We start from the raw sequence: 20,452 nt of genomic DNA, 5'->3' as shown, positions 1-20,452 counted from the left end.
CCTCAAAGCAACGCAAGGCTCCGCAAGGGGTGCTTGCTGCGGCTCCTCTCGAGTTGAGGCCCAGCAGGGTGTGATCAGCCGGGCTTATCGGTGCCATCAGCCCTGCTACTGGCCAATGGTGGCCCGGAACTGACTTGAAAGTGTGAACAGGTGTTAAGTTCAGATGAGCGGGCGGTTTCCTGCTCCGCACCTACCTACCGCTTTCCTGCTGAGCCTTCCGGCCCAGATCTGGCGAGCACTTCCCCATCCGTTCTCATGACAACCACTATTCAGCAGCGCCAAGGCGCTTCTGCGTGGAACCAGTTTTGCGACTGGGTCACCTCCACCAACAACCGCCTCTACGTGGGCTGGTTCGGTGTGCTGATGATCCCCTGCCTGCTGGCTGCCACCATCTGCTTCATCGTGGCCTTCATCGCCGCACCCCCTGTCGACATCGACGGCATCCGTGAGCCCGTAGCTGGCTCCCTGATGTATGGCAACAACATCATCTCCGGTGCCGTTGTGCCCTCCAGCAACGCCATCGGCCTGCACTTCTACCCCATCTGGGAAGCCGCCAGCCTCGATGAGTGGCTGTACAACGGTGGGCCTTTCCAGCTGGTGGTCTTCCACTTCCTGATCGGCATCTACGCCTACATGGGCCGCGAGTGGGAACTCTCCTACCGCTTGGGCATGCGCCCCTGGATCTGCGTTGCCTACAGCGCCCCTGTGGCAGCAGCGTCTGCTGTGTTCCTGGTGTATCCCTTCGGTCAGGGCTCCTTCTCGGATGCCATGCCCCTGGGTATCTCCGGCACCTTCAACTACATGTTGGTGTTCCAGGCTGAGCACAACATCCTGATGCACCCCTTCCACATGCTGGGTGTGGCAGGTGTCTTCGGTGGCAGTCTGTTCTCCGCCATGCACGGTTCGCTGGTTACCTCCTCGCTGGTGCGTGAAACCACCGAGAGCGAGAGCCAGAACTACGGCTACAAGTTTGGCCAAGAGGAAGAGACCTACAACATCGTGGCTGCCCACGGTTACTTCGGTCGCCTGATCTTCCAATACGCCTCGTTCAACAACAGCCGCAGCCTCCACTTCTTCCTGGCTGCCTGGCCCGTGGTTGGCATCTGGTTCACCGCCCTGGGCGTGAGCACGATGGCCTTCAACCTGAACGGTTTCAACTTCAACCAGTCGATCCTCGACGGCCAAGGCCGCGTGGTGAACACCTGGGCAGACGTGCTGAACCGCGCTGGTCTGGGTATGGAAGTGATGCACGAGCGCAACGCTCACAACTTCCCGCTTGACCTGGCTGCTGCCACCGCCACCCCCGTGGCACTGACCGCACCGGCTATTGGCTGAGGCTTTACAACCTGGCTAACGCCAACCCATAAACGGAATCCCCCCGGCCCCCTCGCAAGAGGGGGCTTTTTTATTGGCTCGGGCTTTTGACTACGGCCCAATCTCAATCGATCACCCGCCACGATGGGAGCCACCCCAACGCTCGCCTTGCTTTTCTAACCCTTCTGAACCATCACCACAGCCAAAGTGCTGCCCCTCTAGGCCAAGATCCGCATCGCCGGCTATGGCAGCACAGTCCAGTTCAGGTGGCCAGAAACCACAATGTTCTGGCTTTTGCTGTCCGCCGCACCACCAGTTCAAGGTTTGGGCGCAGCAGCAAATTGACGCCTTCCGGCACCTATGGGATCGCATCGGCCGGCAGCAGTTACAGCCTTGCAGCTTGATTGCGCGCAATGCGGTTAGTGGCCCGAATTAATCATCTCTCCAGACTGCCTGTGGACGACCTTGTTGCCGGCGTCTCCCCTAAAAGCTAGTGAGCTGGGCTGTATCAGGATGGCTGGCTAGTCTTGGAGAGAAGGCGCACACGCCGGCTCAGACGACGACTGAAGCAGAAGGCAACCCCTAGGCCAAGCAGGGGTAGTGGGCCGGGAACGGATACTGGGCTCTGACTGGAACTGGCACTGGCATTGACTTGGACTGAGAGTAGCATACATACCCAAGGACGCGAGCATTATACCGCTGAAGGTGAAGCCGCTGAAAATGGAAGCACCTGAAACACATGTGGAATCAATCCCGAGTTACCATAAAAATATTCAAAGCCCAAGTTAATGCAGCCGTCGCTTGATTAATAAGTTTTGGGGCGAACTATGCCCTCTCCAAGGCTGGCTGACCCAGTGATCTCACAAAGGCCAATGACGCTGCTAAAGAGAGAATAAAAGTAGTAATCAAGCATTAAAAGACCACCCAGTTCCCTCAACAACCAGATTGCCGACCGATTCATAGAAATTGAAAATCAACACGGCCTTGGACGAGCATCTCCCCCAATAAAGCCCGTCAACCCCCCTTGTTTTTTCTATGGGGCCATCGACACCGAGCTGGCGGGGCTAGGGCCCAGGGCAAAGGAGTTGCGGAGCCCTGAGTTCTGTATGGACTGTACTGAATCCTGACGCAGGCGTTTGGGCTATCCAGCTCCTGCAAATCAACCTGCATGTGGCGCAGCCCGCCCCTTGATTTCTGGCTCAGGCCCGGGGCCTGATCAATTGCAGTACCTGGGGATTGGTCGCCGCTATCCGGCGTTCCCCATCCAATGCAGCGAGAATAAGGCGGGCTGCTGCTGCCACATCTCCCCGTTCAGCAGCTAGCTGGGCTTGGCTGGTGTTGGTGTCAATCAAATTCTGGAGCTGATCCCTTCGCCCGTCTAACTCGGAGGCCCCAGCTCTGGCTGCTGGCTTCGGGGCCGAAGCAGTTTGTTCTGGGGCCGCAATTGGCACTTGGCTGGAAAGAATCGCTGTCATCTCAACCATATGGAACTGAAGGAATGGGGGCCATCCAGGCCCCCCGCTCAGGTGCCCGGCTCTTCTAGATTGCCCCCCAAGGCCGCTATCTGATCGCGCAGAGTTTGGGACCTCTGCAGATCTCCCCGGGTGAGGGCAACTGCCAAGGCAAACTCCAACTTCTCTAGCTGGTGGTCGCCCTCGCCGCTGTTGGAGGGGAAAGAGTTACGGGAAGGGGAAGCAGCGGACACCCCGCCAATTTGGGGGCAACGGTTGGCTGAGCCGTGCTGCAAACCGGAATGGAACTGCGTGGGATAGGCCATGGCCGCTTTCTTACCATTCTGCCACTGGTGACCAGCCCCCGCGCTCAGGCCGCCGCTGCCAGCGGAGCGGATTTCTCGCCCGGTTCCTCCTGCATCTCAAGCAGGGCGCGGCAGTCGAGCACCAGTCGCTCCACATTGGCGAGGCTGGCGATCTCCTGGGGATCCGAATCCAGCCGCCGATCCAGCTGCAGTTCCAGACCGGCCAAACGCTGCTCCAGCTTCACTAGGCGCTGGGAAAGGGCATGGACGGTATGGGCCAGATCCTCGGCGTTGCGGCTGATGCGGAAGGAAACCGACTCGGGGGCCATCGCTAGACGAGCAGTGATGCCGATAACAGCACAGAAACCGGGCCTGGCCAAGGCCAGCTGAATCGATACGGTGGGCCCTAACCGTTGACGCTGCCCTAGCCATGGCCCCGAGCCTCCCTTTGCCGCCATCGCCGCGACTGCGCCAGGGCATGCTGCGGATCGTCCTGTTTGTGACGGCATGCCTGCCACTGGCGAGCCTGCCCAGCCAGGCCCAAACGCCAGAGAGCACTCCCAGCGCGGGCGGGAAGGGGGCACAGATCTATTGCTTCATGCGCAACAACGGCAACAGCCACCAGGTGAGCTGGGATGCGGCCTATGCCGTGATCAAGCGCCAGAGCGACAAGCTGTTTAAAACCTCTCCGGAACACGCTGCAGTGATGATCACTGAAGCCGTCGTCCAGAACCCCAGTGTCTATCCAGACTGCGGCCGCTATCTCGGTGACCTGTTCTCAAAACCTGAAGCCAAGCCAGAGGCGGGCAGCAGCAGTGCCCCCAATAAGAAAGTCAGTCCATAGGTCTCACCATGGCTGGCTGCCGGGTTCCGTGGCGGCCGCTAGGGCACTGCTCACCGGAGCCCTGCTCATGCTCCTGGCAGGTTGCTCAGAGGAGCCTCTGCCTGGCCAGCAACTGCGCAGCCATGAATGCCTCCAAAACATAACGCTGGACAAGTTGCCCGAGCACGTCAGCCACTGCGATGCCGTAGTGGCGGCCTTCCCGGCCAACCCCAGCCCGCTCAACGACCGCTATCTGCTCCACAGCCTGGCCGGAAATGAGGCTGCCGCCTGCGCCGACATAGCCAAGGCCTCCTCCCTGGCCCGGCAAATCCCGGCAAACAGCCTGGATCCCCAGCTGCGCAACGATCTGAAGCTGCGTCAGGAGCTCTGCCGCCGAGGCAAACCCTGAGCCATCACCAGCGAGCCAGCAGATCCCGCACCATGGCCGGCAGGTTGCGGCGCTCCAAAAGCAGGGCGATTCTCTCGGCCTTACTGGCGATCAGCCCATCGACCAACTGATCAGCTACCCCCAGCTGCAGCCAGTGGCAGGTGAGACAGGCGCCCATGCCGATGCGGTGGCAGCGGTCTTCCGCCTGTTCCACATCGCCCGGGGTCCAGGGCCGCTCCACCAGCACCACATGACGGGCCCGATGCAGGGTGAACCCCAGCCCACCGGTGCCATAGGTGGCAATCAGCAGGGGTTGCTCGCCCCGCTGGAAAGCATCCACCTGCCCCTGGCGCTGCGCCGGAGGCAGGGCCCCGGTGAGCAGGCAACTGGCGGCAAAACTGCGATGCAAGAACTGGGCAGTGGCCACAAAGGCGGTGAACACCACCACCGCCTCGCCCTGGCTGAGCAGCCCCGCCACCAGCTCCCTGGTGGCGGGCAACTTGTAGTCGGAGCCGATCTGCCGCAGGGCCGTCAGCACCGCCAACACCTCCCCATCCCGGCGCACCTCGCCGCGGGCCGCCCGGCGGCGGTAATCTTCAACCTTGCTCTGGAGGCGGTGCTGGAAACCGCGGGCCTGGGGGCCAGCGAGCTCCACGGGCCACAACTGCCGCCGCTTGGGGGGCAGGTCGAGACAATCCTGCTTGCGGCGATGCAGCACCAGGGGCCGCACCAGCCGCTGCAGCTCCTCCAAATGGCTAGCCCCACTGGCCTGCCAAAGCCGCCGCCCCGCCTGCTCACGCCAGTGGCCCTGGCAGAAGTTCTCCTCAAAGGCCCGTTGGTCCCGGGCCAGGGGGTGGCCGATGGCGGCCAGGAGCGGGAACAACTGGGCCGGGCGACCATTTTTCATCGGCGTGCCCGTGAGCAGCCAGATGGCCCTGAGCCGGGGATGGCGGGCCAGCCGCAACAGGCCCTGGCTGCGCCGGGTCTGGCCGTTCTGGGCGAAATGGGCCTCATCGGCGATCAACACGGTGCCGGCCGGCGGCAGGGCCGGCGGCAGCCGAGCCCAGCTGTGCAGCTCGAGCTGCAGGCCCAGGGCAGCCGCTTCGCTCTGCCAGTGGCCATGCAGGCCGACAGGGGCAATCACCAGGATGCGGCAATCGGCCAGCCGCACCAGGGCCCTGGCGGCAACCAGGGCGGTAAGGGTCTTGCCCAGCCCCATGGCGTCGGCCAGCACCGCGCCGCGCCGCGCCAGCAGCCAGCGCACCGCGGTCCGCTGGTGGGCAAACAGACAGCGCCCATCCAGCAAGGGCTCACCCAGCTGGGCCTCCACCACCAGCTGTCGGTGGGGTGGCAGGGGCGGCAGGGGTTGCTCCATCCAGGCCAGCCAACGGGCCAGCTCAGGCTCCAGCGGGAAACGACCCGCCAGGGCCTGCCGCAGCGCCGCTCCAGCCTCCAGGGGAAAACACCAGCAGCGCCGCCGCCCCGACCAGGAACCCCGGGGCCGAATCGCCCGCAACTGGGCCTGGGTCACCGCGTCGTAGGGGCTGACCACCTCGATCTGACCCGTCGCTCCCAGGCGCAACAGGCAACGCATCCGCTGAAGTGCAACCCTCGACACATTGACACTCCAGGCGATGAAGGCACACTTCCGCCAACTGGGGCGCTCTGATGCAGGCCAGGGATGGGGTTTTCTTAGAAGATCTATGTCCCAAGTTGCGCGTCAGACGCTGGCGCCAATCCCTTCACCTCGTCACCGATCGACGTTGCGTCTACTGCGGCGAACCCTCTGAATCGATTGACCACGTCCATCCCCAGAGCCGGGGGGGCCTGAGCGTCACCGAAAACTGCGTACCTGCCTGCCTGTCCTGCAACGGCCACAAGGGGGACGCCAACGCCTTTGAGTGGTATCGGCGCCAAACCTTCTACGACCCTCGGCGGGCGATGGCGATCCGGGCCTGGTGCGATGGCGATCTGCGCCTGGCCTTGCGCTTGCTGCAGTGGGTCCATCCCGGCGGAACCCTGGAGCAAGCGGAAGCTCACCAGACCCGGCAGGCCTCCACGCCGTTGTGGCGCTGGCAGATGGCCTCCTGAACCTGGGGGCGCTCAGGGGCGACCAGCACGGCCAGCAGCAAAAGCAGCACGGCCAGGCTCCCGGCCCCCTGCCCCCCGTGGGAGGAAAGATACCTGGCGGATTTCGCGGATTTCAATGGTCTGGAACGGCCCTTTTCGAGCCTGGTGGAGAGTGGTGAAGAGAGTGGCGCTGGGACCGCCATCGCATTAGCCGCGGAGAACTGATACAGGTGTACTCATGAACAAGCCGCTTGTCAAGCCTGCGCGCCAGCTGCTGGTCATCGGCGCTGGCTACACCGGCCTGCGCCTGGCCCGCGCTGCCCACCAGCGGGGCCTGGCGGTGCGGCTCACCAGCCGCCGGCCCAGGCAGGGGGAGTGTGCAGACCAAGACCTGGGCTGGTTTCAGTTCGACAGCGCCAGCGAACCTGCCCTGGTGCCCGCCGCCGAAGCCCTTGCCGGCATCACGGACGTGCTGGTTACCGTGCCTCCCGGCCAGGGCAGGGCCGAGCCGAGCCTGGAGCTGCTGGGCCCACTCCTACGGCAGCTCCCCCTGCAGTGGCTGGGCTACCTCTCCACCACCGGCGTCTATGGCGACACCGGTGGGACCTGGGTGGATGAAACTGCCCCCCCCGCCCCCCGGGCCGGCCGCAGCCAGGCCCGCCTGGCTGCCGAACAGGCCTGGCTGGCCAGCGGCTTACCCGTACAGATCTTCCGCTTGCCGGCGATCTACGGGCCAGGCCGCTCCCCCTTTGCGTCCCTGCGGGCCGGCCAGAGCCGCTTGATCCACAAGCCCGGCCAGGTGTTCTCCCGGGTGCATGTAGACGACGTCGTTGGCTGCCTGCTGCACTGCCTGGCCCTGCCCAGCGGGCGGCGTCCAACCGTGCTCAACGTGACCGATGACTGCCCCTGCCCATCGAGTGAAACCCTTGGCTACGCAGCCCACCTGCTGGGGCACAAACTGCCATTGGTGGAGCACTACGCCGCCATTGAGGCCAGCATGGGTGCCATGGCCCGCAGCTTCTGGTCTGAAAACCGACGGACCAGCAACCAGCTGCTGCGCACCACCCTTGGCTATGTCCTGCGGTACCCCAGCTATCGGGAGGGCTACCGGGCCTGCCTGGCAGAGGAGCTGGCCGGTGGACAGTCCTTGAGATCGGCCGGATCGGCCACGTAGGGCAGGCCCAGGTCGCCGAGCAGGCGCCCCCAGCGCAGCTCGATCCAGCCCTTATTGATTCCCGTGGCCAAGCCCAGCACCAGACCCCCCAGCAACAACCAGCGCAGCATGGGTTCCTCCACCAGCAGCCAGTCCCCATCCAACTCCAACCCGCCGCGCCTGGCCATCTCCCTGGGGGATCCGGCCGGCATCGGCGCCGAAGTGACGCTCAAGGCCCTCGCCAGCCCCCAATGGCGCCATGAAAGCCCCCTCCTGGTGGGCTGTCGCCGTTGGCTGGAAGAGAGCTACCAGCAGCTGCGCCACCACCCCGGCCCGACCCTACGGGACCCCGCCGAGCTGGAGGTGCTCGACCTGCCCCTGGCCGCCCCCTGCCAGCTAGGAGTCAGCAGCCCGGCCTGCGGGGAGTCGAGCTTCGCCTGGCTCACCGCCGCCTGGGAACAGGTGCGGAGCGGCCGCTGCCAGGCCCTGGTCACGGCCCCGATTGCCAAGGCCAGCTGGCATGCCGCCGGCCACCCCTACCCCGGCCAGACCGAGCGGCTGGCCGAACTGGCCGGCGTGGTGGAGGCGTCGATGCTGTTCACGGCCCTGGCTCCCGCAGGCCACTGGCGCCTGAACACCCTGCTGGCCACAACCCACATCCCCCTTGCCGCCGTGCCGCGCCAACTCAATGGGGAACTGGTGCGGCGCAAGCTGGATCGGCTGCTCGCCTTCTGTCAACGCTTCACCCCAGCCCCCCACCTGGTGGTGGCGGGGCTCAATCCCCATGCGGGCGAGGCGGGCCAGCTGGGTCAGGAGGAGGTCTGCTGGCTGGAGGCGGCGCTGGACAACTGGCGCCAGCAGCATCCGCAGGTGCGCCTGGAGGGCCCCCTGCCTCCGGACAGCTGCTGGCTGAGCGCGGCGGCGGCCTGGACCGGCGGGGAGCGGGGCCCCGATGGCTACCTGGCCCTGTATCACGACCAGGGGTTGATCCCGGTCAAACTGCTTGCCTTCGATGCCGCCGTAAACACCACCCTCGGCCTGCCCTTCCTGAGAACCTCACCAGATCACGGCACCGGTTTTGGCATCGCCGGCCAGGGGCGGGCGCGGGCCACCAGCATGGAGGCAGCCCTGCTGACTGCCAGGGATTTGGGCTAAGGATTTCAGGCTAGGGATCTGGGCTGGCCTATCAGGCTGGCCGAACCCGCATCAGCACCTGGCCGAATTCCACCGGCGTGCCGTTTTCCACCAAAATCTCCACCACTTCCCCGGCCACCTCGGCTTCAAGCTCGTTCATCAGCTTCATCGCCTCGAGGATGCACACCACCTGGCCGACCCTGATGCGGGAGCCCACCTCGACGAAGGCCCCCTCACCAGGGGCCGAGGAACGGTAGAAGGTGGCCACCATCGGGGCCGTGACCTCGTGCAGATCGCTGCGGCTGCCAACGGCGACAGGGGGCGGCGCCGAGAGGGTGACCGGCGGGGGGGCGGCCGCAGGAGGCATCGGGATGGCCTGGGGGGGAGCCGCGGCGGCCTGGAACACCGCCGCCGGAGCCGCAGCTGGCAGGTTGCGCCGCACCTCGAGCCGAAAGTCGTCCCCTTCGAGCTTCAACTCCTGGATGTCGCTGTCTCCCAGGAGAGTCAGCAACTTTTGAAGCTGGTCGTGGCTTAGCTGCATGGCGCTCAGTTCTCCCGCCCGAGATAGCTGTCGGTACGCGTATCGATCTTGATCTTCTCGCCGATCGAGAGGAACAGGGGCACCATCACCTGGGCGCCGGTTTCAACGATGGCGGGCTTGGTGCCGCCGGTAGCGGTGTCGCCCTTGACGCCGGGATCGGTCTGGGTGATTTCCAGCACCACCGAGTTGGGCAACTCCACTTCCAGGGGCTTGCCGTTCCAGGCCACCACGTTCACCTCCATGCCCTCCTTGAGGTACTTGCGACTCTCGCCGATCTGCTTGGCGGTGAGGCGGGTCTCCTCATAGCTGCCCATGTCCATGAAAACGAAGTCGTCGCCCTCCATGTAGGTGTGCTGGAGGGTGCTCTTTTCAAGCACGGCCTGGGGCAGCATCTCGCCGGCCCGGAAGGTCTTCTCCACCACGCTGCCGCTCTGCACAGCCTTCAGCTTGGTGCGCACGAAGGCCGAGCCCTTGCCCGGCTTGACGTGCAGGAACTCAACGACCCTCCAGACCTGGCCATCCAGCTCAATTGAAGTGCCAGTTCGAAAGTCATTGCTGGAGATCATTCCGGCAGTTCAGAACGGGTTGATTGTACGTGGGGCGCCCAGAGCCATTCCGCTGCCAGGCGCCTATGCCAGAGTCCGCTCAGTCACGGGCATCTCGATGGCGAGGAGATCGTTGCAAACCGGCTCCGGGTACGGGCTAAAGCTCCTGGCGGCCTGCCTGGTGGCGCTGCTATTTGCCCCCGTCGCCTGGGCGGCCCTGCCCCAGGGCAACGCCGTGAAGGATCCCGAGGCGATCCTGCGCAACGCCCTGCCCATCGACGCTCCCCAGCTGCAGGATCTGCAGCACCGGCTGGAAGCCACCAGCGACGACCTGCGGGCCAAGCGCTGGAAACCCCTGGCGGGATCGGTGACCCGCAGCCAGTCGCTGCTGACGACCCAGCGGGACGCCATCCTTAAGCGCTTCGACTCCGAGGATCAGGCCACGGCCGCAGAGCTGCTCGACCAGCTCGAGCAGCAGCTGCGCGAGGTGGCCACGGCCGCCGATGCCCAGGATCGGGATGCCTTCCTGGCGACCCGTCGGGCCGCCCTGGCGACCATCGGCAGCGCCGAGGCCCGGCTGGTGGGCCCCTTCCCCTTCCAAATCCCAGCTGAGTTCGACGCCCTGCCGAGGCTGCTGGGCCGGGCCACCGTGGTCATCAGCACCAGCAAGGGCGACCTCACCGCCGTGATCGACGGCTACAACGCCCCGCTCACGGGCGGCGCCTTCGTGGATCTGGTGCAGCGCAAGTTCTATGACGGCCTTCCCTTCACCCGGGCCGAAGACTTCTACGTGCTCCAGAGCGGCGATCCAAAGGGCGAGGCCATGGGCTATGTGGATCCGAAAAGCGGCGTGGAACGGCACGTGCCGCTGGAGATCCGCATCACCGAAGATGCCGAGCCGATCTACAACCAGACCTTCGAGGACGTCGGCCGTTACAAGGCAGAACCGGTGCTGCCCTTCGCCACCTACGGCACCCTGGGCTGGGCCCACTCCGACGGGAAGCTCGACGACGGATCGTCCCAGTTCTTCTTCTTCCTATACGAGCCGGAGCTCACCCCCGCCGGCCTCAACCTGGTAGATGGGCGCAACGCGGTGTTCGGCTATGTGGTGGAAGGAATGGACGTGCTCGAGGAGCTCGGCGTCGACGACCGAATCGTTTCAGCCCGGGTGATCGAAGGGGCAGAGAACCTCCAGCCCCACGCCTGAGGCGCGGCAACAAGCGTCATGCCGGTGCCGCTCAGCCAGGCACCACCAGCTGCCGCCCCACCCGCGCCACGTGCTGGCGCAAGGGTTCGGGCAGCTCGTGCAACAGCGAGAGGTCGATGCTCCAGGGCAGCAGCAGTTCATCGAGAGCCCCCATCAGCCGCAGGCGGTCGTCGTGGCGCAGACCCGGCGCCACCAGGGTGAGGTCTAGGTCGGAACCGGAGCGAAAGCGGCCCAAGGCACGGGAGGCTCAGCCATCCCCTTCCTCCGCGGCGGCGGTGCTGCGGTTGTAGGGGTGGCTGGTGAGGTTGCGGTCCTGCACCATCGCTAGCCAGCCCTCGCCATCGTCGATCAGCCCCATCCGGAAAGCCAGGCGCAGCGGGTTCCAGCCCAGATCGAAACAGTACTCAAACGCCTTGATCAGACCCTGACGCACCCGCTCATTGAGCGCAGGGGGCTCGAAGAAGGTCTCCAGCTGATCGAGGGCTAGGCAGAAATTGGCGAAACGCTGCTGCCCGCGGATATCGGGCGGCATGGCGGTGGGGCGATGGAGGCAGTCTGATGCGGGGAGCAGCGCTGCAGAGGTGGCTGATGCATAGGGCCAGGCTGTCGATTGCCAAGCCACTGGCCGGCGTGGCCTTAATCGCCACTCGCAAGGAGCTGGATGGTCTGCGATGAAAACGGCAAACTAATCAATCCGCAGCAAAAAGCCGCCCCGAAGGACGGCCCGCACAGATCAGGCCCAGCCTGAACTCACTGCCACTTCTGGGCCACGATCTCGGCCAGATCGACAACCCGCTGGCTGTAGCCCCACTCGTTGTCGTACCAGGCGATGACCTTCAGCATGTTGCCTCCCATGACCAGGGTGAGGTCTGAGTCAATGATCGCCGATTCGTCGGTGCCGGCATGGTCACTGGAAACCAGGGGCAGGTCGCAGTACTTGATGATGCCCTTCATGCCATTTTCAGATGAGGCCTTGAGCAAGGCATTTACCTCCTCCTTGGTGGTATCACGGCTGATATCGAGCACCATGTCGACCACCGACACATTCGGAGTAGGCACGCGCATGGCGATGCCGCTCAGCTTGCCCTTCATCGGCGGATAGACCAACGCCACCGCCTGGGCAGCCCCGGTGCTGGTGGGCACAATGTTGACCGCCGCGGCCCGGGCACGGCGCAGATCGCGGTGGGCTGCATCGAGAATGCGCTGGTCACCGGTGTAGCTGTGGGTTGTAGTCATCGTGCCCTTGACGATGCCGAACTCCTGATCCAGCACCTTGATCACCGGGGCCATGCAGTTGGTGGTGCAGCTGGCGTTGCTGAGGATGTCCCAGTCTTCGTGGCGGTATTGGTCGGCATTAACTCCAACCACGAAGGTGCCCACTTTTGCCCCCTTTCCGGGTGCGGTGAGAATCACCTTTTTGGCGCCGGCTTCGAAGTGCTTACTGGCGCCCACATCGTCGTTGAAGACGCCGGTGGACTCAATCACCAGATCCACGCCCCACTCCTTCCAGGGAAGGTTGGCGGGGTTGCGGTCATAGAAGACCTTGATCTCCTTGCCGTTGACGAAGATGGCGTTGTCGGTGGTGGTGACATCGACGCCCCGCAGGGGGCCCAGCATCGTGTCGTACTTGAGCAGGTGGGCATTGGTGGTGGTGTCACCGGAGCCGTTGAGACCCACCAGCTCGATGCCGGTGTTGGCCCCGCGGCTCAGCCAGCAACGCAGGAAATTGCGACCGATTCGCCCAAATCCATTGATCGCAACGCGCAGGGTCATGGCCGAATACGGCAAAAGCCGCTAGCTAAGGTGGTTTTGGCTGCAGATCATACAGAAATTAAGTCGCCGAACCCTCTTGCCGAAGGGACTCCGGCCATGGACCATGGCCAAACGCGCAGCAACTCGTAAAGATCGAGAAGCAGGTGCCCGTTTAATTTCTTGCCCACCGGACCCTGATCAGGATCTGAACTTGCCGCCGCTGCTCGATCGCCATCAACCACTGCACTTCATCGGAGTTGGTGGCATCGGCATGTCTGCCCTGGCAGGGATCCTGGCGGAGCGGGGCTATGCGGTGAGCGGCTCCGATCCCCGCGACCACGCCGTGCTGGACCGGCTGCGCCGGCTGGGGGTGCGGGTCTTTCTGGAACAGAGCGCCTCCACCGTGGCGGCAATCCGCAGCGGCACCTCCGTCTCCCCCCTGGTGGTGATCAGCTCAGCGGTGCCGGAAACCAACCCGGAACTGGCTGAGGCGCGCCGGATGGGTCTGGCCATCTGCCATCGCTCCGATGTGCTGGCCGCCCTGATCAACAGCCAGCCCTCGATCGCCGTGGCGGGCAGCCACGGCAAAACCACCACCAGCAGCCTGATAGCCACCTTGCTGGCGGCCACCAACCACGACCCCACCGCCGTGATCGGGGGCATCGTGCCGGCCTTCGGCAGCAATGGCCGCCATGGCAAAGGCCCCCTGCTGGTCGCTGAAGCCGATGAATCCGATGGCTCCCTGGTGAAATTCAAGCCCTCCCTCGCCGTCCTCACCAACGTTGAGCTGGATCACACCGACCACTACCCCAACCTTGAAGCCCTGATCACCACCCTGCAGAGGTTTGCCGGCAAAGCCGAGCGGCTGCTTGCCAACCGGGATTGCCCCACCCTGCGGGATCAATTCCAGCCAAGCCACTGGTGGTCGATCGAAGCGCCCGAGGGGGTTTCCTTTGCCGCCATCGCCCGGGAGCAGCGCGGTGACGGGACCCTGGCCGACTTCTACGAAGACGGCGAGGTGGTGGGATCGTTTGAGCTGCCCCTGGCCGGTCGCCACAACCTCAGCAACGCGGTTGCGGCGATGGCCGCCTGCCGGCTCGAGGGGGTGTCGTTTGCCGAACTCGCTCAGGCGATGGCCGCCCTGCAGACCCCTGGCCGGCGTTTCGATTTTCGCGGCATCTGGGAGGGGCGGCTGGTGGTCGACGACTACGCCCACCACCCCAGCGAGGTGGCTGCCACCCTGGCCATGGCACGCCTGATGGTAGACAGCGGCCGCAGCCCCTTGCCGGCGCCCCCCCGGCGCCTGGTGGCGGTGTTTCAGCCCCATCGCTACAGCCGCACCGCCCAGTTTCTAGATGGCTTTGCTGCGGCCCTGGTCGAGGCCGATTCGGTGCTGATCGCCCCCCTCTACGCCGCCGGGGAAGCGCCAATCCAAGGCATCAACAGCGCCGCAATCGCCACGGCCCTGCTCCAGCTGGATCCGGGCAAGCCCGTGCTCGTAGCCGCCAATCTCGAGGAACTGGCGGTCCAGGTCGTCATTGCCAGCCGGGAGGGTGACCTGGTGCTGGCCATGGGCGCCGGGGATGTCAATGGCCTCTGGGACCAGCTCTGCCAGCGCCCACCAGCGGCTGGCAGCGTCGCTCCCCTGGCCGCCTGAGCACGATGGCCCCGGCTCCCAGCTGGCCCCTCGCTTTACGCCAAGGGGTCGCGCTGGCCAACTTCACCAGCTGGAAAGTGGGGGGGGCTGCCGAGTGGCTCGCCGAGCCAGGCAACCAAGCGGAGCTGGTGGCCCTGGCGGCCTGGGCCCAGGCCCAGGCCATGCCCCTGCGGTGCATTGGGGCAGGCTCAAATCTGCTGATCGCCGATGCCGGGCTGGCGGGCCTCACCCTCTGTAACCGCCGCCTGCAGGGCAGCAGCCTCGATGCCAGCACCGGCCTGGTGGAGGCCGAGGCCGGCGAGCCGATCCCCACCCTGGCCCGCAAGGCGGCCCGCCTCGGCCTCAGCGGCCTGGAGTGGGCCGTGGGCATCCCAGGCACCGTGGGCGGGGCCGTGGTGATGAATGCGGGCGCCCAAGGGGGCTGCACGGCCGAGTGGCTGAAGTCGGTGCGCCTAGTGGATCCCACCAGGCCCGAAGCTCCTTTTGATCTGCCTGCCGAAGCCCTCGAGTTTGCCTACCGCCACAGCCGCCTCCAGGCGGAGGCCTGGATCGTGCTCTCGGCTCGCTTCCAGTTGGCGGCCGGCCACGACCCCGCCGCAATCACGGCCCGCACCAGTGCCAACCTGCACAGCCGCACCAGCACCCAGCCATACCAGCAACCCAGTTGCGGCAGCGTATTTCGCAATCCAGAACCGCACAAGGCCGGCCAGCTGATCGAGGCCCTGGGGCTCAAGGGACTGCAGATCGGCCAGGCCCAGGTGTCGCCGATCCATGCCAATTTCATCGTCAACACGGGCCAGGCCACGGCCGCCGACATCAGCGCCCTGATCGAGGAGGTGCAGCGCCGGGTAATGACAGGCTGCGGGATTGCACTCCACCCCGAGGTGAAGCGACTGGGCTTCGGGCCAGGGGGCTGAAGGGCAACTAGCCTGCGCTCAGCAACTCCCTGGGCATGGCTGGCTTCGGACTCCCCAACTTCGGTCAGCTCACCGAAGCCTTCAAGAAAGCCCAGGAACTCCAGCAGAACGCCCAGAAGCTGCAGGAGGAGCTCGACGCCATGGAGCTGGAAGGCCGCAGCGCCGACGGCAGGGCAAGCGTGTGGCTCTCTGGCAACCAGCAACCCCTGCGGGTGCAACTGGCCCCGGAGCTGCTGGCAGAAGGGGCCGCCGCCAGCGAGGCGGCCGTGCTGGAGGCCCTGCAATCGGCCTATGAGCTCTCTACCGGCACCATGAAGGGCCGCATGGAGGAGCTGACCGGCGGACTCAATCTCAATTTGCCAGGCCTGGGGGGCTGAACTCGGACTGGCTTTCGCGCTCCAAATCGCTTTCAGAATCGAGATTCGAATCACCATCCGCTTGACCGAGGGACTCCCCGTCCAGCACCTGCTGGCGCTGGAGCCGCCGGGATGGCTGGCGCAGGTGGCTGGCCAGGCCGGGGCCCCCAGAGCGATTTGAGCGCTCTGCCTGGCTACCTGACTGCCTACCTGCCTGCCGCCCGCTCTGGCCAGCAAGATCTCCAAGGCACTGGCTGTAAAGCGGGTAGCGCTCCCAGTCGACCCCAACTGCACAACCTGGATCGCCCAGGTGCAGGCAGTTCTTAAAACGGCAACATCCTGCCTCCAGACGCCTGCGTATTTCTGGGAAGAGGGGGCCCAAATCGCTGGCCTCGCCAGGCAGCTCTGGCCGGTTGAAGCCAGGTGTGTCGGCCATCAGGGCGCCCGGAGCCAACTGGAAAAGCTCCACGTGGCGGGTGGTGTGGCGTCCCCGCTGCAGCCGCCCCGACACCGCCGCCACCCTCAGGCCCAGCTCCGGGCAGAGGGCATTGAGCACGCTGCTCTTGCCGACGCCGGAGGGGCCGCACAACACGGAAATGCCCGGCTCGCTGAGCCGCTGGCTGAGCCGCTCCAGCCCCTGGCCGGTCTGGATGGACAGCGCCAGGGCCTCGTAGCCCCAGGCGCCAGCCCGCCGGCACCAGTCAGCGGCCACCGCTGGGGACACCAAATCGGCCTTGGAAAACACCAACAGCACCAGCCGGCCCGTGGCCTCGGCCGTCAGCAGGAAGCGGGTGAGCTGCAAGGGATCAAGCTCCGGCTCGGCCAGGGCCACCACCACCACCACCCGGGCCACGTTGGCCACCGCCGGCCGCTCCAGCAGGCCGGCGCGGGGCTCCAGGGCCGCCACGGCCCCCCGGCCCGCCGGCCAATCGATACCCTCCAGCCAGACGTGATCCCCCACGGCGATGGTCTGGCCGCTCTTGCCAAGCCGGGTGCGCCTGGTGCAAAGCAGGCGGGTGACCCCGCTGGAGCCGGGCTGGTCCAACTCCACCCAGCAGTAGTTGGCGAGCAGGGAAACCACCAGCCCTCTCAGGCGCTGGGGTTTTGGCTCAGCCGCCATGGCACAGCACCAGCAGGCGCACCGCGCCCTCCTGGTGGGGGTGGACCCGGCATTCAACCCGGTGGCCGGCGCTGATCAGGCCTTCGCTCACCAGCTGCTGGGGCTCGCCCCCATCGAGATCAACCCAAAGAAGCTCTCCGGAGCCAAGCCGTTCGAGGGCCAATTTGGTGCGGATGAAATTGAGCGGGCAGGGGGTACCGCGCAGGTCGAGCTGGGCCGCCGGAGCCGATGGATCGGGGCCGGCTGTCAACCGAATAGGCCTCCGAACAGACCACTCTTGTGGGGATGCCTCTGGCCCTTGCTGGTGTGGTGACCGGCCAGCTGTTCGAGCAACTGCCGCTCCTCCCCATTGAGCTTGGTGGGCAGCTGCACCTTGACACTGAACAGGTGATTGCCTCGGGCCACCGGATTGCCGAGCTTGGGAACCCCCTTGCCCTGCAGGGTGATCACGGCTCCAGGCTGGGTGCCGGCGGGAATTTCCAACTGCTCATGGCCATCGACCGTAACCACCTCGATGGTGTCGCCCAGGATTGCCTGGAGGTAGTTCAGCGTCACCTCCGAATGGATGTGGATACCATCGCGGCGCAGGCCCGAAGCCGACTGGACGGTCAGAAATACATAGAGATCGCCGCTGGGGCCGCCCCGCTGGCCCGCGTTGCCCTCGTTGGCCACCCGCAGCCGGGTGCCCGAATCAACGCCGGCGGGGATGTTGATCCGCAGCTTTTTACGCACCTGCTGCAGCCCCTGGCCGCCGCAGGCATTGCAGGGGTCAGCAATTACCTGGCCGCTGCCCTCACAGGTGGGACAGGCCGCCACCTGGGTGAAGTTGCCGAAGGGCGTGCGGGTAGCCCGGCGCACCTGGCCAGAGCCGCCACAGGTTCCGCAGGTGGTGGGGCCACTGCCCTGCTTGGCTCCGGTGCCCTGGCAGGTGTTGCAGGTTTCGAGATGGCGGATCTGCACCTCCTTCTCGATGCCAAACACCGCCTCCTGGAAGCTGATGGTGAAATCCAAGCGCAGGTCGTCCCCCTGGTTGGGCCCTCGCCGCCGGGGGCCCTGGCCAGGAGCCGCCCCGCCAAAACCACTGAAAAAGGTCTCAAACAGGTCGGCAAAGCCACCCATGTCGCCCATGTCGGGCATGCCGCCGCCGCCCCCCAGACCCGCCTCGCCGAACTGGTCGTAGCGGCCCCGGGTCTGGGGATCGCTGAGCACCTCGTAGGCCCGACCGATCTCCTTGAACCTGTCCTCGGCACCAGGGTCCTTGTTGACGTCAGGGTGGTACTGGCGCGCCAGCCGCCTGTAGGCCCGTTTGAGGGTGTCGGGATCGGCATCACGAGCAACGCCCAGCAGGTCGTAGTAATCGGCCATCAGCCGTTGTGCTCCTCAGGCGCGCCTGGGCCAGCTGGGGCGCCCTCGCTGGAATCGGCCGGGCCGGGCCCCATGGAAACCTTTACCAGGGCATGGCGCAGCACCCTGCCGTTGAGGTGGTACCCCCGTTGCAACTCCTCAATCACCACATCCTCGGGGTGGGCGTCGCTGGGCTCCCGCAGCACCGCCTCATGCAGGCTGGGATCAAAGGGCTCCCCTTCGACCCGCATCGGCGACACACCCAGCTGTTTAAACACGTCCACCAGCTGCTTGTAGAGACCCTGGTAGCTGCGATGCAGGGTCTGGGCCTCCTCATGCTGGGGATTGAGCTGCTGGCGAGCCCGATCGAAATTGTCGACCACCGGCAGGATTTCACCGAGGGTGGAGCAGGTGATCTGGAGGCGCAGGTCGTCGCTATCGCGACTCTGACGCTTGCGGAAATTGTCAAAATCGGCGGCCAATCTCATGTATTGGCCACTGAGGGCCTCATGCTCGGCCTTTAGGGAAGCCAGCTTCTCCTCCAGCACGGAAGCCGATTCGGCTGCGCCAGCGGGGGCCTGGGCCCCTGCCCCCTCGGCCGAATTTTCCCCGGCGGAGGGGGCAGGGTTGTCTGCACCGGCTCCAGGATTGCTGTCAGCCGGCATCGAAGCGGGCATGGGGCTGTCTCCTGGCAGGGAGCTGTCTCCTGGCAGGGAGCTGTCGCCGCCCATGCAGGGGTCGCCGCTCATAGAGGTGTCACCGTTCATGGCTGACAAGATCAGACTTTAGTTTTAAACATGTTGAAGCTTCAGGCCCACCTCCCACAAGCGGCGGAAGCCCGCACCTCCTGACGCCATGAGCTCCACACCGTCGCGTCCAGGCCAAATGCTGCCCCCCAGTTCCCCACCGGCTGCGACCCGATCCCTGACCCAGGAGCTGGGGATAGCCAGCTCGGGCCCTGGCCAGCTTCAGGAGATTGCCGAGATTGAAGATCTGGAGACCAGCGCCGCCGCGGGGGCCAGCGGCACGGCATCGCCAATCATCAGCCTGGTGGACCGAATCCTGATCGAGGCCCTCACCTCCGGGGCGAGTGACATCCACGTTGAACCCCAGGAAAACACCCTGGAAGTGCGCTTCCGCCTCGACGGCGTGCTGCAAAAGCAGTTTGAAGATCTGCCCAAAAGCCTCACTCCGGCGGTCACCTCCCGCATCAAGATCATGGCTGAGCTCGACATAGCCGAGCGTCGCCTGCCCCAGGACGGCCGCATCCGGCGCATGTTCAGGGGTCGGAAAATGGATTTCCGCGTCAGCACCCTGCCGGGCCGCAACGGAGAGAAGATCTGCCTGCGCCTGCTGGACAGCGGGGCCACCCAATTGGGCCTGGACACCCTGATCACCGATGGGGAGGCCCGCCAGACCCTGCGGGAGATGGGATCCAAGCCTTACGGCATGCTGCTGGTAACCGGGCCAACTGGATCTGGCAAATCCACGACCCTCTATGCACTGCTGGCCGAGCGCAACGATCCGGGGATAAATATCTCCACGGTTGAAGATCCAATCGAATACACCCTGCCTGGCATCACCCAAACCCAGGTCAACCGTGATAAGGGATTTGACTTCAGTACGGCGCTGCGCGCCTTCATGCGTCAGGACCCGGACGTGCTGCTCGTTGGCGAGACCCGCGACCTGGAAACGGCAAAAACAGCTATCGAGGCGGCCCTCACAGGCCACCTGGTAATGACAACCCTGCACTGCAACGATGCGGCCAGCGCCATCGCACGCCTCAGTGAGATGGGCGTCGAACCCTTCATGGTGAGTGCTTCCCTGCTCGGAATCGTCTCCCAGCGCCTGGTGCGCCGGGTATGCCCAGCCTGTCGAATCAGCTATGAACCCAGCCCCGAAGAGCTGGCCAGATTTGGCTTAATGGGAAGCAACGAGACCCATGTCACCTTTTACAAAGCAAACACCCAAAGTTACAAAGCAAACACCCAAAGCCGCAACGATCACAACCGCTGCAGCAGCTGCAACGGCGCCGGCTACAAAGGCCGCGTCGGTGTATACGAGATTCTGCGCATGAGCGACGGGCTTGCCGCTGCGGTGGCCAAACATGAAAGCACCGATGTGCTGAGGCGAATGGCCATAGAAAACGGCATGAAAACCCTGCTGGGCTATGGACTCCAGCTGGTGCGCGATGGCCACACAACCCTGGGCGAAGTTGAGCGCATGTTGTTGACCGATTCCGGCCTCGAGTCAGAGCGACGGGCGCGATCATTGAGCACCCTTACCTGCACAAGTTGCGGCGCTGGCCTGCACGATGAGTGGCTCGAATGCCCCTACTGTCTAACCACCCGCTGAGTACTCGCTAACCACCCGCT

Annotated in this window: 24 protein-coding genes; 11 read left to right on the top strand and 13 right to left on the bottom strand. The window is 65.1% G+C overall.

Annotated elements, in window-relative coordinates; translation table 11 throughout:
- Positions 1–255: 255 nt before the first annotated feature.
- Positions 256–1,335: a photosystem II q(b) protein gene (gene psbA, locus H8F27_RS07425; RefSeq protein WP_197147936.1), complete on the top strand. Its 1,080-nt coding sequence runs from the start codon at positions 256–258 to the stop codon at positions 1,333–1,335.
- A gap of 1,501 nt (positions 1,336–2,836) precedes the next feature.
- Here psbA and H8F27_RS07420 read toward each other — a convergent pair.
- Together H8F27_RS07420 and H8F27_RS07415 are read right to left on the bottom strand one after the other, a co-directional pair.
- Complete coding sequence (locus H8F27_RS07420; RefSeq protein ID WP_231596578.1) at positions 2,837–3,091, bottom strand: hypothetical protein; 255 nt, start codon at positions 3,089–3,091, stop codon at positions 2,837–2,839.
- A 44-nt stretch (positions 3,092–3,135) separates the two neighbouring features.
- The gene (locus H8F27_RS07415) at positions 3,136–3,399 is read right to left on the bottom strand and encodes a hypothetical protein (RefSeq protein WP_197152767.1); all 264 of its coding nucleotides are present in this window, start codon (positions 3,397–3,399) and stop codon (positions 3,136–3,138) included.
- 101 nt (positions 3,400–3,500) lie between these two features.
- Here H8F27_RS07415 and H8F27_RS07410 point away from each other — a divergent pair, with 101 nt between their 5' ends.
- On the top strand, positions 3,501–3,914 hold the full coding sequence (locus tag H8F27_RS07410; RefSeq protein ID WP_231596577.1) for a DUF6554 family protein: 414 nt from the start codon (positions 3,501–3,503) through the stop codon (positions 3,912–3,914).
- Between the two features lie 154 nt (positions 3,915–4,068).
- Positions 4,069–4,302 carry a hypothetical protein gene (locus H8F27_RS07405; RefSeq protein WP_197152765.1) on the top strand — a complete coding sequence of 78 codons (234 nt, stop codon included), beginning with the start codon at positions 4,069–4,071 and terminating at the stop codon, positions 4,300–4,302.
- 4 nt (positions 4,303–4,306) lie between these two features.
- On the opposite strand, the gene H8F27_RS07400 is transcribed toward H8F27_RS07405, so the two are convergent.
- Entirely contained in the window at positions 4,307–5,875 is a 1,569-nt protein-coding gene (locus H8F27_RS07400) for a DEAD/DEAH box helicase (RefSeq protein ID WP_197152764.1), read from the bottom strand.
- A 74-nt stretch (positions 5,876–5,949) separates the two neighbouring features.
- Between H8F27_RS07400 and H8F27_RS07395 the strand changes: the two genes are divergently transcribed.
- Together H8F27_RS07395 and H8F27_RS07390 are read left to right on the top strand one after the other, a co-directional pair.
- Positions 5,950–6,372, top strand: coding sequence for an HNH endonuclease (locus tag H8F27_RS07395; protein ID WP_197152762.1), 423 nt, complete (start codon positions 5,950–5,952; stop codon positions 6,370–6,372).
- 217 nt (positions 6,373–6,589) lie between these two features.
- The gene (locus tag H8F27_RS07390) at positions 6,590–7,525 is read left to right on the top strand and encodes an SDR family oxidoreductase (protein WP_197152754.1); all 936 of its coding nucleotides are present in this window, start codon (positions 6,590–6,592) and stop codon (positions 7,523–7,525) included.
- On the opposite strand, the gene H8F27_RS07385 is transcribed toward H8F27_RS07390, so the two are convergent.
- The gene (locus H8F27_RS07385; RefSeq protein ID WP_197152752.1) at positions 7,456–7,635 is read right to left on the bottom strand and encodes a hypothetical protein; all 180 of its coding nucleotides are present in this window, start codon (positions 7,633–7,635) and stop codon (positions 7,456–7,458) included. The genes H8F27_RS07390 and H8F27_RS07385 overlap by 70 nt on opposite strands.
- Here H8F27_RS07385 and pdxA point away from each other — a divergent pair.
- Positions 7,634–8,659 (top strand): 4-hydroxythreonine-4-phosphate dehydrogenase PdxA, encoded by a 1,026-nt coding sequence (gene pdxA / locus H8F27_RS07380; protein ID WP_197152750.1) that lies wholly within the window; start codon positions 7,634–7,636, stop codon positions 8,657–8,659. The genes H8F27_RS07385 and pdxA overlap by 2 nt on opposite strands.
- A gap of 31 nt (positions 8,660–8,690) precedes the next feature.
- Here pdxA and accB read toward each other — a convergent pair whose 3' ends face one another.
- Entirely contained in the window at positions 8,691–9,179 is a 489-nt protein-coding gene (accB, locus tag H8F27_RS07375) for an acetyl-CoA carboxylase biotin carboxyl carrier protein (RefSeq protein ID WP_197152749.1), read from the bottom strand.
- 5 nt (positions 9,180–9,184) lie between these two features.
- Entirely contained in the window at positions 9,185–9,745 is a 561-nt protein-coding gene (gene efp, locus H8F27_RS07370) for an elongation factor P (RefSeq protein WP_197152747.1), read from the bottom strand.
- A gap of 97 nt (positions 9,746–9,842) precedes the next feature.
- Here efp and H8F27_RS07365 point away from each other — a divergent pair, with 97 nt between their 5' ends.
- Positions 9,843–10,931 carry a peptidylprolyl isomerase gene (locus H8F27_RS07365; protein ID WP_197152745.1) on the top strand — a complete coding sequence of 363 codons (1,089 nt, stop codon included), beginning with the start codon at positions 9,843–9,845 and terminating at the stop codon, positions 10,929–10,931.
- 31 nt (positions 10,932–10,962) lie between these two features.
- Here H8F27_RS07365 and H8F27_RS07360 read toward each other — a convergent pair whose 3' ends face one another.
- The 3 genes from H8F27_RS07360 to gap all read right to left on the bottom strand — a co-directional run bounded on the left by H8F27_RS07360 (position 10,963) and on the right by gap (position 12,704).
- Positions 10,963–11,166, bottom strand: a complete 204-nt coding sequence (locus H8F27_RS07360; RefSeq protein WP_197152733.1) for a nucleotidyltransferase domain-containing protein — start codon at positions 11,164–11,166, stop codon at positions 10,963–10,965.
- Between the two features lie 12 nt (positions 11,167–11,178).
- On the bottom strand, positions 11,179–11,463 hold the full coding sequence (locus tag H8F27_RS07355; RefSeq protein ID WP_197152731.1) for a nucleotidyltransferase substrate binding protein: 285 nt from the start codon (positions 11,461–11,463) through the stop codon (positions 11,179–11,181).
- A 218-nt stretch (positions 11,464–11,681) separates the two neighbouring features.
- Positions 11,682–12,704, bottom strand: coding sequence for a type I glyceraldehyde-3-phosphate dehydrogenase (gap, locus tag H8F27_RS07350; protein ID WP_197152724.1), 1,023 nt, complete (start codon positions 12,702–12,704; stop codon positions 11,682–11,684).
- A gap of 190 nt (positions 12,705–12,894) precedes the next feature.
- On the opposite strand from gap, the gene murC reads away from it, so the two are divergent.
- The 3 genes from murC to H8F27_RS07335 are packed head-to-tail and all read left to right on the top strand — an operon-like array spanning position 12,895 to position 15,634.
- Positions 12,895–14,340: a UDP-N-acetylmuramate--L-alanine ligase gene (murC, locus tag H8F27_RS07345; RefSeq protein WP_197152715.1), complete on the top strand. Its 1,446-nt coding sequence runs from the start codon at positions 12,895–12,897 to the stop codon at positions 14,338–14,340.
- A gap of 5 nt (positions 14,341–14,345) precedes the next feature.
- Complete coding sequence (gene murB, locus H8F27_RS07340) at positions 14,346–15,257, top strand: UDP-N-acetylmuramate dehydrogenase (RefSeq protein WP_197152713.1); 912 nt, start codon at positions 14,346–14,348, stop codon at positions 15,255–15,257.
- 35 nt (positions 15,258–15,292) lie between these two features.
- Positions 15,293–15,634, top strand: a complete 342-nt coding sequence (locus tag H8F27_RS07335; RefSeq protein WP_197152711.1) for a YbaB/EbfC family nucleoid-associated protein — start codon at positions 15,293–15,295, stop codon at positions 15,632–15,634.
- Here the strand turns inward: H8F27_RS07335 and rsgA are convergent.
- From rsgA to grpE, 4 genes are read right to left on the bottom strand one after another with little or no spacing between them, the layout of a single operon-like run.
- Positions 15,609–16,733 (bottom strand): ribosome small subunit-dependent GTPase A, encoded by a 1,125-nt coding sequence (gene rsgA / locus H8F27_RS07330; RefSeq protein ID WP_197152709.1) that lies wholly within the window; start codon positions 16,731–16,733, stop codon positions 15,609–15,611. The genes H8F27_RS07335 and rsgA overlap by 26 nt on opposite strands.
- Positions 16,723–16,983, bottom strand: coding sequence for a sulfurtransferase TusA family protein (locus H8F27_RS07325; RefSeq protein WP_197152702.1), 261 nt, complete (start codon positions 16,981–16,983; stop codon positions 16,723–16,725). Before H8F27_RS07325 ends, rsgA begins: the two co-directional genes overlap by 11 nt.
- Positions 16,980–18,098 (bottom strand): molecular chaperone DnaJ, encoded by a 1,119-nt coding sequence (gene dnaJ / locus H8F27_RS07320; protein ID WP_197152700.1) that lies wholly within the window; start codon positions 18,096–18,098, stop codon positions 16,980–16,982. The genes H8F27_RS07325 and dnaJ overlap by 4 nt, the downstream gene beginning before the upstream one ends.
- Positions 18,098–18,844: a nucleotide exchange factor GrpE gene (grpE, locus tag H8F27_RS07315; protein WP_370594479.1), complete on the bottom strand. Its 747-nt coding sequence runs from the start codon at positions 18,842–18,844 to the stop codon at positions 18,098–18,100. The genes dnaJ and grpE overlap by 1 nt, the downstream gene beginning before the upstream one ends.
- An 88-nt stretch (positions 18,845–18,932) precedes the next feature.
- Between grpE and H8F27_RS07310 the strand changes: the two genes are divergently transcribed.
- The gene (locus tag H8F27_RS07310) at positions 18,933–20,432 is read left to right on the top strand and encodes a GspE/PulE family protein (RefSeq protein ID WP_197152698.1); all 1,500 of its coding nucleotides are present in this window, start codon (positions 18,933–18,935) and stop codon (positions 20,430–20,432) included.
- The last annotated feature ends 20 nt before the right edge of the window (positions 20,433–20,452 follow it).

Source organism: Synechococcus sp. CBW1108 (genome assembly GCF_015840335.1).
In the GTDB taxonomy this organism is placed as follows: Bacteria; Cyanobacteriota; Cyanobacteriia; order PCC-6307; family Cyanobiaceae; genus Cyanobium_A.
This window is presented reverse-complemented; position numbering and strand designations above follow the sequence as displayed.

Coding starts and splice junctions, on each gene's coding strand:
- psbA (WP_197147936.1), top strand. CDS start 256: ATGACAACCACTATTCAGCAGCGCCAAGGCGCTTCTGCGTGGAACCAG.
- H8F27_RS07420 (WP_231596578.1), bottom strand. CDS start 3,091: ATGGCCTATCCCACGCAGTTCCATTCCGGTTTGCAGCACGGCTCAGCC.
- H8F27_RS07415 (WP_197152767.1), bottom strand. CDS start 3,399: ATGGCCCCCGAGTCGGTTTCCTTCCGCATCAGCCGCAACGCCGAGGAT.
- H8F27_RS07410 (WP_231596577.1), top strand. CDS start 3,501: ATGGCCCCGAGCCTCCCTTTGCCGCCATCGCCGCGACTGCGCCAGGGC.
- H8F27_RS07400 (WP_197152764.1), bottom strand. CDS start 5,875: ATGCGTTGCCTGTTGCGCCTGGGAGCGACGGGTCAGATCGAGGTGGTC.
- H8F27_RS07395 (WP_197152762.1), top strand. CDS start 5,950: ATGCAGGCCAGGGATGGGGTTTTCTTAGAAGATCTATGTCCCAAGTTG.
- H8F27_RS07390 (WP_197152754.1), top strand. CDS start 6,590: ATGAACAAGCCGCTTGTCAAGCCTGCGCGCCAGCTGCTGGTCATCGGC.
- pdxA (WP_197152750.1), top strand. CDS start 7,634: ATGGGTTCCTCCACCAGCAGCCAGTCCCCATCCAACTCCAACCCGCCG.
- H8F27_RS07385 (WP_197152752.1), bottom strand. CDS start 7,635: ATGCTGCGCTGGTTGTTGCTGGGGGGTCTGGTGCTGGGCTTGGCCACG.
- accB (WP_197152749.1), bottom strand. CDS start 9,179: ATGCAGCTAAGCCACGACCAGCTTCAAAAGTTGCTGACTCTCCTGGGA.
- efp (WP_197152747.1), bottom strand. CDS start 9,745: ATGATCTCCAGCAATGACTTTCGAACTGGCACTTCAATTGAGCTGGAT.
- H8F27_RS07365 (WP_197152745.1), top strand. CDS start 9,843: ATGGCGAGGAGATCGTTGCAAACCGGCTCCGGGTACGGGCTAAAGCTC.
- H8F27_RS07355 (WP_197152731.1), bottom strand. CDS start 11,463: ATGCCGCCCGATATCCGCGGGCAGCAGCGTTTCGCCAATTTCTGCCTA.
- gap (WP_197152724.1), bottom strand. CDS start 12,704: ATGACCCTGCGCGTTGCGATCAATGGATTTGGGCGAATCGGTCGCAAT.
- murB (WP_197152713.1), top strand. CDS start 14,346: ATGGCCCCGGCTCCCAGCTGGCCCCTCGCTTTACGCCAAGGGGTCGCG.
- H8F27_RS07335 (WP_197152711.1), top strand. CDS start 15,293: ATGGCTGGCTTCGGACTCCCCAACTTCGGTCAGCTCACCGAAGCCTTC.
- rsgA (WP_197152709.1), bottom strand. CDS start 16,733: ATGGCGGCTGAGCCAAAACCCCAGCGCCTGAGAGGGCTGGTGGTTTCC.
- dnaJ (WP_197152700.1), bottom strand. CDS start 18,098: ATGGCCGATTACTACGACCTGCTGGGCGTTGCTCGTGATGCCGATCCC.
- grpE (WP_370594479.1), bottom strand. CDS start 18,844: ATGAACGGTGACACCTCTATGAGCGGCGACCCCTGCATGGGCGGCGAC.
- H8F27_RS07310 (WP_197152698.1), top strand. CDS start 18,933: ATGAGCTCCACACCGTCGCGTCCAGGCCAAATGCTGCCCCCCAGTTCC.